This is a genomic window from Fimbriimonas ginsengisoli Gsoil 348 (assembly GCF_000724625.1).
Classification (GTDB): Bacteria; Armatimonadota; Fimbriimonadia; order Fimbriimonadales; family Fimbriimonadaceae; genus Fimbriimonas; species Fimbriimonas ginsengisoli.
The window spans coordinates 914,241-930,453 of sequence record NZ_CP007139.1; the positions used below are offsets into that span (position 1 = coordinate 914,241).

The following is a 16,213-nucleotide window of genomic DNA, read 5'->3' on the forward strand; positions in this document are numbered from 1 at the left end:
TAGCGTCGGCTTCCCCGCCGATGACATTCGGATTCATCGGCGAGGACGCCGACGCTACGTTGAACCTTACATCCAAGGAGCGACACCCACCTCTCGGAAAACCGACGGAGGAAATCCATGGGACTTGCAAATGTAACGGTTCTCGTTGTGCTGGCGCTTGGTGGCGCGCAGGCAAAGCAAACAAAGCGGGTGAAGCGGCCGGCTCAGGCGGCGAAGATGATTCAGGCCAAGCTAACGCTTGGCCAGCCGGTCCAACTCGGCTCGGTGGCGGTCGTCCCGATCGAGTCGACCCTTCCGCTGTCGCGGGAGGAATACATGACGCTCTTCGAGGCGATGAAGCTAGGAGTGGTCAAGGTCATCGAAGTCCAGGGCGGCGGAGAGGTCAACGACGTCGAGGTCGAGAACAACGGCACCCGGCCGATCTTGCTTCTGGCCGGCGAGCTGCTCCTCGGCGGCCAGCAGGATCGGATCGTGGCGAAGGACTGCATCGTCGCTCCTCACGAGCGACGCCGGGTACCCGTTTTCTGCGTCGAACACGGCCGATGGAACGGAACTCCGGCATTCCAAGCGGCAGATACTCTTGTGGTGGCGGGCGTACGGGCGACGGCATCCGAGTCACAAGACCAAACCAAGGTCTGGGCCAAGGTCGCCGAGACGAATGGGAAAGCCAAAGCGGCGCCCAGTACGGGCACGATCCGGGGCACTCTCAACGATCCGACGGTTAAGAAGAATGCCGATCGGCTCCTCGCGGAGATGAAGGCCAAGTTCCACCAGAGCGGCAAGACCGTCGGTATGATCTTTTGGCTCAACGGAAAGGTCGAGTCGGCGGATATCTTCGGCAACCCAAATCTGTTCGCGCATAACCGGGACAAGCTCCTCAAGAGCTATTCGGTGGACGCGCAACTCGCGCCGCACTCGAAGAAGACGTCGGTGGACCAGAAGGTCTGCTCCCAATTCCTCGCCGACATCGTGAAGGCGGGACGGAGCCGGGGTGAGCGCTCGGCGATGGGAAATACGTTCCGGCTCCAAGACGGAGCAATCGCCGGGTATGAATCCGGAAACCGATCCTTCAGCGGCGGTTTGGCCAGTCCAAGCTCGGTCATTGGCGGATCACCCGGCGGACTAGGTCACGGCACCTATCATCCCAAGGATAAGAAGGGAGGCGGCTAGCCACCCAATTTAACCGCTTCCTGGGCGGCCAGTTTGCGCAGAGGTACGGGAACGGATTCGTCCGTTCCCGTTCGAACAAGTGTCCGAAGGTATCGCACCCGTAACGTCCGGATCTCCGGAGATCGGGGAGGCCCCGTCCATAGTGCGCTCTCTATCGAGCCGAAGATCTCGGCGAGCCCGAGTTCGGTTAGCCGAGAAAGGCGCCCCGGGTCCAGCAGGAGGGCGAACGTCTCGTCCACGGTTTTGGCGAAGCCGGCTTCGGAAAGATGGTTGAGCATCGCGGCATCCCCCATCAAACTTCTCAAGACAAGCCTCAAGGCTTGGATCTGCTCGGCCCGCGAAACGTCGCCGGGCGGCCCGCTCACCGCCTGCGACCCCCGGCGACCGCCGACGTAGGCGATCACATGACCAACTTCTAACGACCACTGGTTACAGACGGCGTTCCGCAGGTTGATCGGCACGGGCGAAGGCCATCCCCTCAGCATCCGGCTGACGAACCGGAGATTTCTCAGTCCAAGCTCGGTGGCGAGCATCGTCTCGCATCCTTGCTTCTCCCACTGGACGTCAGGGTCCCGCGAAGGCCCTCCCCCGCATTCGGCGAAGCGAAAATCACGATGGGTTTTTTGTTCGGCAAGCAAGGCGTCCCGGTCGATCGGTGTGGGTGAATAGGCAAACCGAAGAGCAAATCGGTCGTAGTCTCCTACCTCGGGAATCCTGACCGCTCGATCCTGTGGCTGGCCCACGTAATTAAATCTGCCGTACGACATTATCGAGGCGACGGCTCCGTGCTCGTGAACAAATGCCCGGTTGCGAAGCTGGGCAACGGTATAGACGGAACTCGCGAGCGAGTTATGGTCCAGCCCCAGCACGTGGCCGATCTCGTGCGCCACCGTGTACTGCAATAGCCTCCCCTGGAGGTCCACCGGCAACGGCCAACGGCGCGCCGCCGGATCGCCGGGAGCGGCCTGAACGACGTAGGTTCTGGCCAGGAGTCCGATCACCCGCGATCCGATCACGACTTTCCCAGAAAGGGTCTCCCCCGTTCGCGGATCGGAAACGGCGTATCCCGTGGCGTTTTCGCCCGAGCCGTCGCTCCAGCGAATCACACTGCGTCGAATGTCGGCCGGATTCCATGTGTCGTCCGCCGTCGCATCCCGGCATCCAAGCACGTTCTCCCACCCGAGAGCCCGATAAGCCTGGTTCCACTCCTCGACGGCCCCCCGGAGGTAAGGCCGCCAGATCTTAGGGACCTCCGGAGCGATTTCGAAGACGATCGGGTGGGCCGGGATAAAGCGGCCGTCGGCGCGCGGCTGACCTTCCAGCCGGAATTTCCTAATGTGCTTGCCGTTCGGGCCGTCGAGATCTAGATAGCCGATCCGCGGGTCGGGTGCTAAGCCAGGCATTTGATCCTTGGGCAGCCAAACGAGCGAGTGGTACACCGTGGCGACCACCGGCCTGGCTTCTTTTAGTGGGAACACGGCGTGGACGCGGGCTTGGAACCCTTCGGAATCGCCGTCAAACCGCTCTACCCGCGTCCTCTGTGAGTCAACGCCGTTGGCATGCAGTGCCCATCCGGGCGACAGTTCGGGCACGTCGCCACGAAGGATCGGACCGACGTCGATCGATTCCCCTGGCCGCACGTCGAAGGAATGGACGAGGTGCTCCTGAAAGCGGCCGCTGGCCCGATCCTTTGTTAGACCAACCAGGTCGATCGAGCCCTCCTTCCGAACCCATCGAACTTGCAGCGATTGCGCGAGGCGAATCGTGTACTGGTTGCTCGTCTCCGGGCCCTCTAACTGCACGTTCCACAGCATCGGACGATCGAACGCGTCTGCCTTCAAATGAAGGAGCTGGCGTCCGCCTGCCGATGTTGCCGTCAACGGCCCTTGGCAGGGGACGGTCGCCGCAGAGGATAAACAGAGCGCAACAACGATTGCCCGGCACATGATTTAAGCTGGACATGGATACAAACCGTGCGGCCGGATTGGTTCCAGCCTACGGTAGGTTCATTCCCAACGCTTTTGCGACCACGGGGTCTACGACGATCTTCCCGCCGACCCGATGGCGGTCAAAGCCGAATCCCTCGTCCCAACCCCAGCTAGCCCAACCGACGCGGTTTTGCTTGAGCACGCTGCCGAAGTCGCGGAACCAGTTGGCGCGATGCTCCGGCTTGGCCGCCACCGGGAAGACCCCGAACTCCCCGCAGTAAAGCGGCGCCTTATTCTTGCGTCCCCAGTCGATCGCCTGGCGGAAATTCTCGGTCATCTTTTCCCGGTTCCATCGCTCCCTGCCATAGTTCTCGAGCATCTTCCGCGACTCTTCCGGGAGCCCCGGCAGAAGCGGCGCTACCGCCTCAGGACTCGACGGATACGGAACTCCGCGGAGTGGCTTGACGGCTTCGCCCGCCCAGGTTGCCGCCTGGTGGGTGAACGGGAAAGGATCGTAGGTGTGGAACGAGTAGACGACGTTGCGGTCCGCGAGCGGCTCCAACTGTTGCAGTCCATAGATGCCGCCCCAATTCGCGCCGCTGGCGATGATCGTGTGGCGGGGGGCCGAGGCGCGGATCGTCTTCGCGAGCCGGGGGAGGAGCACTTTCCACTCGGATTCCTTGTGGTCGAAAACCGGCTCGTTCACGATTTCGAGAAAGACCCGGTTCGGATCGAAGTGGCTAAGACGTTTGGCGGCGATTCCCCAGAAGTTCTGGAATTGCGACTCCCACGCCGGATCGGCCTCGTCGCGCCGGTTCTCGTTGTGCATATCGACCACCACGGCCAGTCCGTGATCGAGGAACCGCTGGATTGCCTTCTCGATATAGCCCCACTCATGCTCCTTGGGCGCGCCGGTGACCGGAGTCATGACGAGCTGCGGAGCGATGCACAGGCGGACATGCCGAAGCCCCATCCGCCGCATCATCACCATCTCATCGTCGCCGATGTAGCCGGCCCAGTGGGCGTCGTCGGACTTCTCCGGGAACCGGAACCAACGGCATACGTTCACTCCCGTGGCAAGGTGGGCAAGCCGCCCGGCAGGTACGCCTACGCCCGTAGAGTGGAGCAAAAGAGAGGCCAACAACGCTGTCGTCATGGCCTCTAATATATCTGTATATCGACCATCTGGAGGAAATGATATTCGTCGGCGGGGGCAATCTTAGATCCGTCCCTGGCCGCCCTGCGATCCCTCCCGACGCGCCGTCGGGAGGGATCGACAAGAACGGGACTTGATTGGATTGGGGACAGGGACTACTGTTTCTTCAGCCGATCCGCGAATTTGTGCCGAAACTCGATCACATGCGGCTCCACGATGGCGGCGCAGTAACCGGCGTTCATCGTCATCCTTTGCGCGTCGGTCGCCTTCTCGTACTTCTCAAAGTAGTTCTGGTGATACTCCTCGGCCGGCGTGTAGTTCTTGAGCGGCTCGATCGAGGTCACGATCGGATTCTTCCAAAGCTTCGCTTTGGCGATCTCGTCACGGATCTTTATCGCCAACTCCTTCTCTTCGGGCGACGAATAGAAGATGGCCGAGCGATACTGCGTCCCGTGATCCGGCCCCTGCTGATTCAGCGTGGTCGGGTTGTGGATCGTGAAGAAGATCCGGAGAAGGTCGGCTTCTGAAATGACCTTTGGATCGAATACGACTCGGACCGCTTCTGCATGCCCGGTCTGGCCGCTGCACACTTCCTCATAGTCGACGCCCGGATGCTGTCCCCCGGCATAGCCGCTCTCCGCGAAATAGACGCCCCGAAGCTGGTCCATCTGGCTCTCGACGCACCAGAAGCAGCCGCCCGCGACTACCAGCGTCTTCGACCCGGCCGGCGCCGGCTTCGGCGTTCTTGGAGCCGAGACCTTCTGCAGCCCGTTCATTGGGTTCCAAGAGAACGCCATCACCACCACCGCCACCAATCCAATTATCACCAGCGCCTTTGACATGAGCATGTTCACCATTTACTACGTTTCGTAATCCCGGATGACGTCGAATGGTTCCCAGCTGATTGAATCGGTTTCGATCCTAGGCCGAGGAAGGGAGGCTAGCGGGGCAGCCCTGCTCAACCTAGATCGCTCGTTGACCTTTGTTGTCTGAACAAACCCTCCGCCGACCCGTAGGGTCGCAGAACTTAGCCAGGGTGTCGAAGACCCCTGGTCCCCCTGCGGCCACGTTATCGACCCCGGAGGCGGTCGCAGAGCTCTAGTCGAGAAACTCCGGTTCGAAGGGAACGCCTGCGAAGCGGAGGAGATCGGCGAATTCCTCTTGGAACGACCGGACGCGATGCTGAAAACGAGGTGTACGTTTAAGCTCAGGTAAGTGGCCGGCATCTCCCGGAGATTCTGCCACCTTGATGCGCTTCTCTTCTGCGACCCCCTCCGGGGTCGGGAACCATGGTCGCTCCTTCCCAGGGGTCTTCGACACCCTGGCTAAGCTCTGCGACCCTTCGGGTCGGGGGAGGGTGCTGGTGTCCTCAGGCGGAGGAACGCCTTCCCAGGGGTCTTCGACCACCCTGGCTAAGCTCTGCGACCCTTCGGGTCGGGAAACGCTCGGGCACGCTCGCGAAAGCCTTCGCTTTCGATAGAGCAAACCGTGACATATGCCATGCAAATGACGTAGACTGCAGTGCAGGTATGGCGGATGGCTGGATCGTCATAAAGAATGCGAGCGGGCATAACCTCAAAGGGGTGGATGTCGCGATTCCGCTTGGGCTTTTCGTGTGCGTTACCGGGGTTTCGGGCTCGGGAAAGTCGACGCTCGTTCAAGACACCCTATTTCCCCGCCTCATGTTCGAGGTCTACGGAACCCGAACCGTCTGGGAGCCGCACGACTCCGTCGAAGGGCTCGAAAACTTCGATAAGGTCATCGACATCGACCAATCCCCGATTGGCCGCACCCCTCGATCGAACCCCGCTACCTACACCGGCACCTTCGACATGATTCGGGAGCTGTTCTCGATGACGCAGGACGCCAAAATCCGCGGATATAAGGTCGGTCGGTTCAGCTTCAACGTCAAAGGCGGGCGCTGCGAGGCGTGTAAAGGTGACGGCGTTCTAAAGATCGAAATGGTCTTCCTGCCGGACGTCTACGTCCCGTGCGAGGTCTGTAAAGGAAAGCGCTACAACCGCGAGACGATGGAGGTCAAGTACAAGGGGAAGAACATCTCCGAAGTGCTGGAGATGACCATCGACGACGCGGTCGAGTTCTTCCGCCCGATACCCAAGATCTTCCGCAAGCTGGAAACGCTACAAGAGGTCGGCCTCGGCTATATCCGCATGGGGCAACCCGCCACCACGCTCTCCGGCGGCGAAGCTCAGCGAATCAAACTCGCCGCCGAGCTCAGCAAGCGCAGCACCGGCAGCACCATTTACATCCTTGATGAGCCGACGACCGGCCTCCACTTCGAGGACGTGCGCAAACTTCTTGCTGTGCTTCACCGTCTAGTCGATCAAGGGAACTCTGTGCTGGTCATCGAGCATAACCTGGACGTGATCAAGACCGCCGACTACCTCATCGATATGGGTCCCGAGGGTGGAAACGGAGGCGGAACGGTCGTCGGCGTTGGCACCCCGGAAGAGCTCGCCCGAAACGAACGGTCGCACACCGGCCGGTACTTGAAGGAGATCTTCCAAAGGAAGAACCACCCGTACGAGGGGACGGCTACCACTCGAGAAGCGCAGTTCAACGCTCCCCGGGCGCGGACCGCCAAGTCGGATGGCGCACCCAAGCGAAAGGCTGCCGGTAAACGCCGGCAAACGGCGGCCACATGACCGGCCCCCTCGACCCGGGTTTATGGGTCGTGATCGCGATGGTCGCGATCGTCCACTTCACCTGGATCGGCGTGCGTCGCTTTGGGTCCCCCTTTCGACTTGGGTATCTCGCCATCGGGCTCTTGACCACCCTCATCGGCTTGCTGATGTGCGGCGCGGGTTTATTCTCCAGCAGCCCGCCAGCTCATCCGTCTCCGCTCATCTTCATCGTGCCGTTACTCTCCGGTCTTACCTGGGCGGCGTGTGCCCGTACCCCCGGCATGGCAATTGGGGCCGTGGCGATCGCCTTCTTCGCGGGCCACTGTCTAAATCTGGTGGTCACCAGCCTCGCGACGCCAACCTATGGCGTCTCGCAAGCAGAGTTTCGCAGCATCTCGGAGAGCGTCGCCGCGATCGATCATCCGATCCCCAGGGGCTTCCTCTCTCCAGAGGAAATTCCGGGACAAGCTACTCTCACCTATTCTGAACCGGCCACCGCCTGGTATTCCCCGCTTACGGGAATCACCTCGTCCCAAATCCATCGGTACCGGATCTGGACTCCCGGCGGAACGCCGGCCGAAGCCGCCAAGCGCCTCCGTCTCGTACCGGACGACGCACCCGAGCCAAATTCCTGAGCGATTCATCCGTCGCTTGAACCGCGAACGAAGAATTTAGCGTTACTTTAAAAGATGGAGTTTGGCAACGATCCGGCGAAGTGGTTGGTGATCGCCCTCGTCGCGGTCGTCCATCTTGCGGTTTGGGCCGGCTACCGCTTCGGCGGGCCGTTCCGCTGGAAAGGGTTGGCCGTGGCATTGATACCGGTGCTCTTCTGTGGCCCGATTCCGATGTTCGGCCAAGATTTGCGGCAATTCTGGGTGCTCCTCACTGTTCCTTTGCTCGCCGGGGCGTACCTGGCATTGCGGCTACGCTCGAACGGCGCCTCCTTTGCCGCCGTCGCCTGTTCCATGCTCGTCGGAGGAGGCTTGGTTGGCCTCGCCTCCAATTGCGGAGCGGGCGCGACCTATATGGTCGGCCCGATAGAATGGGCGTCGAACGGACAGTCCGCTACCCCGAGCCAAATCCTGGACGACCTAGCCTATCGTTCGGAGCGTCACGGGATCGGAGCACTCAAGCCGCGCATACAGAAAGCGGGCTACATCGACCAATGGATCTTGCCTAACAACGTTAGAGCGCCAGAAGGGACCGTCTCCTTTTTCTATCCGGTTCGAGAGTGGCACTCTTCCATCACCGGCCTATGGACTCGCCGACTGCGAACTTTCCGGATATGGACCCCGGCTGGCCCGATCGAGCGCGCCATCGCGAACGCCCGATTAGTTGAATCGACCCCGGGCTTCCCACCCGCCTCCCCTAGCGATCCAGCGCCTGGTCTAACCAGACCCCAGTTTGAAACAGAATTCCCCCAACTAGCCGAGGCGAAAATCTCCTTGCTATCCAACGATTAAACGCGTTAACCTAGAGGCGATGCTGCCCCTTCTCGTTGCGCTTGCCATCCAAACTTGGGGTGGTCCCGACACCTGGGCTTTCGCTCCGCCGCCGGACGATTTTCGGTCCGACGCCATGCTGGACCTTCGGTACCTGAACGAAAAGGTAGCGGGAGAATCCGGATACGTCACTGCAGACGATAAGGGAGACTTCCGTCTTGGCAACGGTAAGCCGGTGCGATTCTGGGCGGTAAACAGCGGCGTTGGAAGGGACGTCCCGTTCCACCCGAGGCCGCTCGGCCGGCAAACGGAACCGGACTTGGCCCGCCATGCCCGCTTTCTCGCCAAGCGCGGAGTCAACATGACGCGGCTCCACGCCCAACTTTCGCCCGATCTCGGCAAGCATCCGGACGCCAAGATCACCGACGTCAACGTCGAGGAGAGGGACTGGATATGGCGATCCGTCGCGGCCATGAAGAAGGAAGGGATCTACACCACGATCTCGCCCTACTGGATGGTCCCGATGAAATTCTCCAAGGCTTGGGGCATTCCCGGCGGCGCCGACCAAAGCGCGGCCGGCCTGCTCTTCTTCGACCGTACCCTTCAAACCGGATACCGGGCCTGGCTCCGCGCTTTGCTTTCCGAAAAGAACCCGTACACCGGAATCCCCCTTGCCAAAGACCCTTCTGTCGCTCTCTTAGAGCTTCAGAACGAAGACTCGCTCCTCTTCTGGACCTTCGGAAATATCAAAGGTCCTCAGAAGCATGCCCTCGGCGCCCGATTCGGCGAATTCCTCGTGAAGCGCTACGGCTCCGTTCAGAAGACTATAACCGCTTGGCAAGGCGAAAAGCTGCCTGAAGACGACTCGGCGGCCGGCGTGTTCGACTTTTACGGCCTCTGGGAAGTACCAAACCAACTCTCGGCCGGCAAGAGCCAGCGGCTCGGGGATCAGATCGAGTTTCTGACGGAGACGATGCGGCAGTTCAACAAGGAAACCGCCGACTTCATCCGCAACGAGCTCGGATGCAAGGCGCTCGTCAACGCCGGAAACTGGCGTACCGCCGATCCGACCCGCCTTCAGGACGCGGAGCGCTATTCATATCTGCCGACCGAAGTCGACGCCGTCAACAAATACTTCTCGGGCATCCACAAGGGCCCTAATGAAGGGTGGGCGATCGTGAACGGCGATAAGTTCACCTCCCCCTCGCTTCTACTCGATCCACGCCCGGGACCGTTTAACCTGAAGCAGACCCACGGACGACCCATTGTTGTCACTGAAAGCAGTTGGGTGATGCCGGCCGGCTACAGCTCGGAAGGCCCCCTCATGACTGCCGCGTACCAGTCGCTAACCGGCGTCGACGCTTACTACTGGTTCGCAACCGGAGACGACGAGTGGTCCCAGCCAGGCTCGGCGAATGGGTACACGCCTTCCCAAACGAAGTGGCTTTTTGCCAATCCGGACATGCTCGGCACTTTCCCGGCCGCCGCGCTGATGTTCCGTTCCGGTTACGTGAAGCGAGGGACGCCCGCCGTATACGAGGTGCGGCGGCCGGCCGACATCTGGAAGCGGCGAACGCCGATCATCTCCGAAGAGCCGGGCTTCGATCCCAATCGCGACTCGAAGGACGTCGTTCCCGGTATGCCCGTCACCTCCGGGGTGAACCCACTTGCCTTCCTCGTCGGACCGGTAGAGGTGGCTTTCGGAGACGATCCCGCCAAATCGCGGGTTGACTATTCCAAGTACATCGACGCCGGCACAAGCACCGTTAGAAGCAACACCGGCGAGCTCGCGCTAAATAACGACAAGGGGTTCTGCACGATCGATACCCCTTCCGCACAGGGCGTCGCCGCCTTTTTCGGCAAGCACCCTGCGTTCAAACTCTCCGACGTCACCTTTATCTCCCGAAACGACTACGGGGCAGCGGCAGCGGTATCGATGGATGGAAAGCCGTTACGTGAATCGTCCAAGATCCTCCTCCAGTTCGGCACCCGTAGCCGGCCAACTGGCTGGCAGGAAAAGGAGACGACGATCGATCTCGGCGGTGGCAAATCGACTCCGGGTCTGGAGGTGGTTTCGTTCGGCAAAGCGCCGTGGCAGGTTGTGAACGCCGACCTGGAGATCGCAATTCACAATCCGTCGATTACCAGGGCCAGCGTCCTCGACATGAATGGCAACGCCATCGGCGTCGTCCCTCTTAAACGCGAAGGAGAGATCGTGAGGCTGACCTTTCCAAAGAATGCGATGTATGTGATTTTAGGGCGCTAGGCATCGTTCTGCCTCCAAACGCCCTAACGTCCGACGCCTTAACGCCCGCACGCCGAGCTCTTGTCGTCCAACGACCTATGAAGGTCCACCACCTGAACTGCGGGACGATGTGTCCACTGGGCGAGTTGATGATCAACGGACATGGGAGTCCCGTCAGTCGTGGCCATCTCGTGTGTCACTGCCTGTTGATCGAGGGGCCAGACGGACTGGTTCTTATCGACACCGGGCTCGGGACCCAGGACATCATGCGGCCGAAGCACCGGATTCCGGGACCGATCCTGAACACCGTTCTCGGCCTCGCGCTCGATCAGAAGGAAACCGCGATTACCCAAGTCCGGGCGCTCGGTCTTCACCCGCGAGACGTCCGGCACATCGTTTTGACCCACCTAGATTTTGACCATGCGGGCGGTCTGGCCGATTTTCCGGAGGCCCAGGTTCACGTCTTTACCGACGAGCTGCACAACTTCCTGAACAGCGCGAACCCGATCGACATGATCCGTTACTCACAGGAACAGATTGCCCACCAGCCGGATTGGGAAGTCCACGAATTGGAAGGCGAACGGTGGATGGAGTTCGAAGCGGTCCGGGCGATGACCGTCGGATCCTCCGACATCCTTCTCGTCCCGCTCGCCGGCCATACCCGGGGCCACTGCGGCGTGGCGATTCGCGCAGGGGACGGCTGGATCTTGCATAGCGGCGACGCGCTTTTCGACTTAAACGAGTTGGACCCCGAGGGACGGCACCTTCCGGTTGGATTGCGTACGTTCGAGAACATGCTCCAATACGATCGCGAGAAGCGGATCCAAAACGTCGAGCGGCTGCGCGAGTTGAAGAAGGCGCACGGTGATTCCATCCACTTCATCTGCTCCCACGACCCCGACGGTTTCGAAGCCGACGCGGCGGACGGGATCAAAGAGTTTGCATCCACCCGAATCGGGCGCGCCGAGATGCTCTAAGCAACTCGAAGTGGCACAGGCGGCTCGACCGTGGGTATCAGTGGCGGCCCGCCCCTGATACTAAGCCATAGAAAAATTGAGCCTCTGTCTTTGGGAAGACAACGAAGAACAGCATTAGCGCCAATGCCGCGCCCCTCGATCATAATTTGGCCATGAAGATCATCGTGATTGGAGCGAGCGGCACTATCGGTTCGGCGGTGGTCGACCTGTTGTCGGAAAGGCATACGGTCGTTCGCGTCGCAAGGACGGCGGGTGACTACCACGCCGATCTCACCAATCCGGATTCCATTCGGTCGCTTTACGAGAAAGTCGCTCCGTTCGATGCGGTCGTGAGCTGCGCTGGATCGGCACGATTCAAGCCGCTGGAGGCGCTGACGGACGACGACTTCACCGCCAGTCTCTCGAACAAGCTGATGGGGCAGGTCAACCTCGTCCGTCTCGGGCAGAGGTACATCCAGGACGGCGGCTCCTTCACCCTCACCAGCGGCGTACTCGCGAACGAGCCGATGCACGGCAGCGCGGCGATCAGCCTGGTCAACGCAGGCCTCGAGGGTTTCGCCCGCGCGGCGGCTCTTGAACTTCTACCGCGAAAGATCCGCGTAAATGTGGTCAGTCCGCCGTGGGTTAGCGAGACGTTGGTTGCGATGGGCAAGGAAGCGTCGGGCGGAATGCCAGCCGCCGAGGTGGCCAAAGCGTACGTGGAAAGCGTGGAAAACCGATCCAAAGACGGCGAAGTCCTCGACGCCCGAAAGTTCGCGTAAAGGCTGCCATCGCCACTTGTAGACCAGCCTCCCCTACGGCAAAGCCGTGTAGACGCAGGTTGGCTCGTACCTGCGGACAGCCCCCATCGATCCGCATGTTGGGTCAATACGCGAAACTCACTCGCGCAGGTACGAGCCAACCTGCATCTACAACGCTTCGCGTTAAAGGGAAACGCTTTCGCACCGGTACGAACCATCCTATTGAACACCATCCGGAGGAAATGCGTAGAATAGAGACGGAGGCAGTTACAACATCCCCGTCGGAGAACCCCGACTGTAACCGCCGCCAAGGGCACTCGCGACGAGGCCCGTCAAGGAAAATATGTACCAGGCACCTCTCCCGAAGGAGTACGCCGACCTCTCGCCAGAAGAGGCCGATGCAAGGATCGAAGCCGCCAAGCGGACGCTGGGCAACCGACTGGTCATTTTAGGCCACCACTATCAACGCGACGGGATCATCAAGCACGCCGACTACCGCGGCGACAGCTACAAGCTGGCCAAAGACGCGAACCTCTGCCCTGACGCCGAGTTCATCGTCTTCTGCGGCGTGCACTTCATGGCCGAAAGCGCGGACATCCTGACTCCCGACCACCAGCACGTCATCCTGCCGAATATGGCGGCCGGATGCTCGATGGCCGATATGGCGAGCCTGTTCCAGGTGCGCAACTGCTGGAAGCAGATCGAGGAAGTTTTGGGCGCGAACGGCCCCCGGGTCGTCCCGGTTACGTACATCAACTCCGCGGCCAACCTCAAGGCATTCGTCGGTGAGAGGGGCGGCACGGTTTGCACCTCGACCAACGCGCCGACCGCGGTGAAGTGGGCGTTGGAGCAGGGCGAGAAGGTGCTCTTCTTCCCGGACCAACACCTGGGACGCAATACCGGCGTTAAGCTCGGGTACGACCCGGACAAGGACATGATCGTTTGGGACCCGTTCCAGCCGTACGGCGGAAACAGTCCCGAGCGAATCCGCGAAGCGACCTTCATTCTTTGGAAGGGGCATTGCTCGGTACACAAACGGTTCACGGTGGAGCAGATCGAAGAAGCCCGCCAGACTCATCCCGGCGTCACCGTATTGGTTCACCCGGAATGCCCGCTCGAAGTGGTCGAAGCCGCCGATCTGAACGGCTCGACCGAATACATCATCAAGCAGGTGGAAGCGTCACCGCCTGGTTCGGTTTGGGCGATCGGCACCGAGATCAACCTCGTGAGCCGCCTGGCCAACGAGAACCCGGACAAAACGATCTTCTGTCTGGACCCCCAAGTTTGCCCGTGCTCGACGATGTACCGGATCCACCCCAGCTTCCTCGCCTGGACCCTGGAGAATCTCGTCGCCGGCAACGTCGTCAACGAGGTGATCGTGCCACCGAAGGTCAAGTATTTCGCCAAGATGGCGTTGGACCGGATGTTGACGGTCTGTGCGTAGTCTGGAGCCCCAACTGATCTGGCACCCCTTCAGGGTGCCAGGGAACTCCGAACCTGGTCCCCGGGGTCTTCGACCACCGGGCTAACTTCCGACGATCCCTCCGGGATCGATGAGAACTGTTCGGCCCTCGCTTCGCAGTAGGGATATCGTGGGGGACTGATGCAAGAGGTCGAAGATCTGCGTCCCGGAACCTGATCCCGGAGGGATCTTTTGAAATTAGCCCGGTGGTCGCTCCGGCGACCCCGGGGTTAGCGGCGCCTCCTCTCCGCACCCTGAAGGGGTGCCAGAATCCCCGCGTAGCCCCACCGGAGGCACTAGTATATAATTGTCTATGTATTCGGCGCCGCTAGAATACGTAGTAGGTTAGAGAGATGTCGATCGTCAAATTCAATGAGCCGCTGCGATTGGCGCAGGATTTTGCGCCGAAGGGGGACCAGGCGACGGCGATCGCGGGGCTGGTCGAGGGGCTCGAATCCGGTTACCGATTCCAAACCCTCCTCGGCGCCACTGGGACTGGAAAGACCTACACGATGGCGAGCGTTATCAACGAGACGCAGCGCCCGGCGCTGATCCTGGCGCATAACAAGACGCTCGCGGCCCAGCTTTGCCAAGAATTCCGGGCGTTCTTCCCGGAGAACTCGGTTCAGTACTTCATCTCGTATTACGACTACTACCAGCCCGAAGCGTACGTCCCGGGCGCCGACCTGTACATCGAGAAAGACTCGAGCGTCAACGACGAGATCGAGCGGCTGCGCCATGCGGCCACCCATGCTTTGCTCGAGCGGCGCGACGTCATCGTCGTCGCCTCCGTCTCGTGCATCTACGGCCTCGGCTCGCCGAGCGAGTATGCGGAAGCGGTCATCACCTTTGAGACTAACGGCACGTTCGACTTGGACGAGGCGCTGAAGAAGCTGGTCGCGATGCAGTTCTCGCGGAATGAAGTCGCCCTCGACCGCGGAACGTTCCGGGTCCGCGGCGACACGCTAGAGATTCAGCCGAAAGACGAGGAGATCGTCACCCGAGTGGAGTTCTTCGGTGACACCGTGGAGCGCATCCGCCTCTTCGACCCGCTCACCGGCGAAGTAATCGACGAGCCGACCAAGGTCTCCGTCTTCCCCGCTACCCACTACGTCACCCCTTGGGAGCGGATGGAGGACGTGCTGGAGATGATCAACGCGGAGAAGGAGGCGCAGTGCGAGCTGTTCGTCGCGCAAGGAAAGTTACTGGAAGCGCAACGCCTCCGCCAGCGAGTCGACTTCGACGTCGAGATGATGAAGGAGGTCGGCTACTGCAACGGCATCGAGAACTACAGCCGGTACTTTGACGGACGGGCCCCCGGCACCCCGCCTTACACCTTGCTTGACTTCTTGCCGAGCGACGCCATCATCTTCGTCGACGAAAGCCACCAGACCCTCCCGCAGGTGCGGGCGATGTTCAATGGGGACAAGGCGCGCAAGTCGATTCTCGTCGATTACGGATTCCGGCTGCCCAGCGCTCTCGACAACCGTCCACTTAAGTTCGAGGAGTTCCTGGAGCGGGTGCCGCAAGTGGTCTATGTGTCGGCGACGCCCGGTCCGTTCGAGCAGGAGACGCAGAGCCAGATTGTCGAGCAGATCATTCGACCCACCTACGTCGTCGACCCGGAAATCGACATCCGTCCCACCAAAGGGCAGATCGACGATCTGATCGGCGAGATTCAGAAGCGGGTGGAGCGCGGCGAGCGGACGCTGGTCACGACCTTGACGAAGAAGATGTCGGAGGACCTGACCGGCTACTTGCAGGACCTTAACGTGAAGGTTCAGTACATCCACTCCAACGTCCACTCGCTCGAGCGCCCCGAAATCCTGCGCGACCTGCGGCTCGGCGTCTACGACGTGATCGTCGGCGTCAACCTCCTGCGGGAAGGTCTCGACCTCCCCGAGGTCACGCTGGTGGCGATCCTCGACGCCGATAAGGAAGGGTTCCTCCGCTCTGAAACTTCCCTAATTCAAACCATCGGCCGCGCCGCCCGGAACGCCGGAGGGCGGGTCATCATGTACGCCGACAACATCACCGGCTCGATGCAGCGGGCGATCGACGAGACCGACCGGCGTCGTGAAACGCAGCGTCGATACAACGAGGAGCACGGGACCCTGCCGCAGACGGTTAACAAGATGGTCCGGGAGACGGTTCGCTCTTACGAATCGGTAAAGGAAGTCGTCGACCAATACAGCGCGGAAACCCGAGCCAAGCTCGGCGCCGACGGCGGCGCCATCCGGCTCGACGAGCTGCCGATCTTGATCTCCAACCTGGAGCGGGATATGAAGGATCTGGCGAAGGCGATGGAGTTCGAAAAAGCCGCCCAAGTCCGAGACGAAATCGAATCGCTCCGCGCCCTAATGGGCACCAGCTCAGGGCGGTTGGGCCAAGACAAACGGCGAGTCAAACGCTTCGCCGGCAAGCGGTAACGTGGCACGGGCGGCTCGC

Annotated in this window: 10 protein-coding genes and 2 pseudogenes; 9 read left to right on the top strand and 3 right to left on the bottom strand. The window is 60.9% G+C overall.

Features of this window, described 5'->3' with window-relative positions; all coding sequences use genetic code 11:
- The first annotated feature begins 117 nt into the window (after positions 1-117).
- Positions 118-1,170 carry an ARPP-1 family domain-containing protein gene (locus tag OP10G_RS04225; RefSeq protein WP_038472525.1) on the top strand — a complete coding sequence of 351 codons (1,053 nt, stop codon included), beginning with the start codon at positions 118-120 and terminating at the stop codon, positions 1,168-1,170.
- On the opposite strand, the gene OP10G_RS04230 is transcribed toward OP10G_RS04225, so the two are convergent.
- The 3 genes from OP10G_RS04230 to msrA form a co-directional block, all read right to left on the bottom strand.
- The gene (locus OP10G_RS04230; protein ID WP_227625057.1) at positions 1,167-2,972 is read right to left on the bottom strand and encodes a zinc-dependent metalloprotease; all 1,806 of its coding nucleotides are present in this window, start codon (positions 2,970-2,972) and stop codon (positions 1,167-1,169) included. The genes OP10G_RS04225 and OP10G_RS04230 overlap by 4 nt on opposite strands.
- 193 nt (positions 2,973-3,165) lie before the next feature.
- Positions 3,166-4,254, bottom strand: coding sequence for a glycoside hydrolase family 5 protein (locus OP10G_RS04235; RefSeq protein ID WP_025227128.1), 1,089 nt, complete (start codon positions 4,252-4,254; stop codon positions 3,166-3,168).
- A 155-nt stretch (positions 4,255-4,409) separates the two neighbouring features.
- The gene (msrA, locus tag OP10G_RS04240; RefSeq protein WP_227625058.1) at positions 4,410-5,111 is read right to left on the bottom strand and encodes a peptide-methionine (S)-S-oxide reductase MsrA; all 702 of its coding nucleotides are present in this window, start codon (positions 5,109-5,111) and stop codon (positions 4,410-4,412) included.
- A gap of 702 nt (positions 5,112-5,813) precedes the next feature.
- On the opposite strand from msrA, the pseudogene OP10G_RS04250 reads away from it, so the two are divergent.
- The 8 genes and pseudogenes from OP10G_RS04250 to uvrB form a co-directional block, all read left to right on the top strand.
- Positions 5,814-6,920, top strand: a pseudogene (locus OP10G_RS04250) (excinuclease ABC subunit UvrA); the annotation flags it as partial.
- Positions 6,917-7,534, top strand: coding sequence for a hypothetical protein (locus OP10G_RS04255; protein WP_025227124.1), 618 nt, complete (start codon positions 6,917-6,919; stop codon positions 7,532-7,534). The pseudogene OP10G_RS04250 and the gene OP10G_RS04255, both read left to right, overlap by 4 nt.
- Before the next feature lie 54 nt (positions 7,535-7,588).
- On the top strand, positions 7,589-8,362 hold the full coding sequence (locus tag OP10G_RS04260) for a hypothetical protein (protein WP_025227123.1): 774 nt from the start codon (positions 7,589-7,591) through the stop codon (positions 8,360-8,362).
- Between the two features lie 19 nt (positions 8,363-8,381).
- Positions 8,382-10,607, top strand: coding sequence for a hypothetical protein (locus OP10G_RS04265; RefSeq protein ID WP_025227122.1), 2,226 nt, complete (start codon positions 8,382-8,384; stop codon positions 10,605-10,607).
- 77 nt (positions 10,608-10,684) lie between these two features.
- Complete coding sequence (locus tag OP10G_RS04270; RefSeq protein ID WP_025227121.1) at positions 10,685-11,563, top strand: MBL fold metallo-hydrolase; 879 nt, start codon at positions 10,685-10,687, stop codon at positions 11,561-11,563.
- Between the two features lie 104 nt (positions 11,564-11,667).
- Positions 11,668-12,324: pseudogene (locus OP10G_RS04275) on the top strand (short chain dehydrogenase); the annotation flags it as partial.
- A 322-nt stretch (positions 12,325-12,646) separates the two neighbouring features.
- Positions 12,647-13,747 carry a quinolinate synthase NadA gene (gene nadA / locus OP10G_RS04280; protein ID WP_025227119.1) on the top strand — a complete coding sequence of 367 codons (1,101 nt, stop codon included), beginning with the start codon at positions 12,647-12,649 and terminating at the stop codon, positions 13,745-13,747.
- Positions 13,748-14,118: 371 nt separating this feature from the next.
- Complete coding sequence (uvrB, locus tag OP10G_RS04285; RefSeq protein WP_025227118.1) at positions 14,119-16,194, top strand: excinuclease ABC subunit UvrB; 2,076 nt, start codon at positions 14,119-14,121, stop codon at positions 16,192-16,194.
- Positions 16,195-16,213 lie beyond the last annotated feature (19 nt).

Coding starts and splice junctions, on each gene's coding strand:
- OP10G_RS04235 (WP_025227128.1), bottom strand. CDS start 4,254: ATGACGACAGCGTTGTTGGCCTCTCTTTTGCTCCACTCTACGGGCGTA.
- OP10G_RS04225 (WP_038472525.1), top strand. CDS start 118: ATGGGACTTGCAAATGTAACGGTTCTCGTTGTGCTGGCGCTTGGTGGC.
- OP10G_RS04265 (WP_025227122.1), top strand. CDS start 8,382: ATGCTGCCCCTTCTCGTTGCGCTTGCCATCCAAACTTGGGGTGGTCCC.
- OP10G_RS04260 (WP_025227123.1), top strand. CDS start 7,589: ATGGAGTTTGGCAACGATCCGGCGAAGTGGTTGGTGATCGCCCTCGTC.
- OP10G_RS04270 (WP_025227121.1), top strand. CDS start 10,685: ATGAAGGTCCACCACCTGAACTGCGGGACGATGTGTCCACTGGGCGAG.
- uvrB (WP_025227118.1), top strand. CDS start 14,119: ATGTCGATCGTCAAATTCAATGAGCCGCTGCGATTGGCGCAGGATTTT.
- msrA (WP_227625058.1), bottom strand. CDS start 5,111: ATGGTGAACATGCTCATGTCAAAGGCGCTGGTGATAATTGGATTGGTG.
- nadA (WP_025227119.1), top strand. CDS start 12,647: ATGTACCAGGCACCTCTCCCGAAGGAGTACGCCGACCTCTCGCCAGAA.
- OP10G_RS04255 (WP_025227124.1), top strand. CDS start 6,917: ATGACCGGCCCCCTCGACCCGGGTTTATGGGTCGTGATCGCGATGGTC.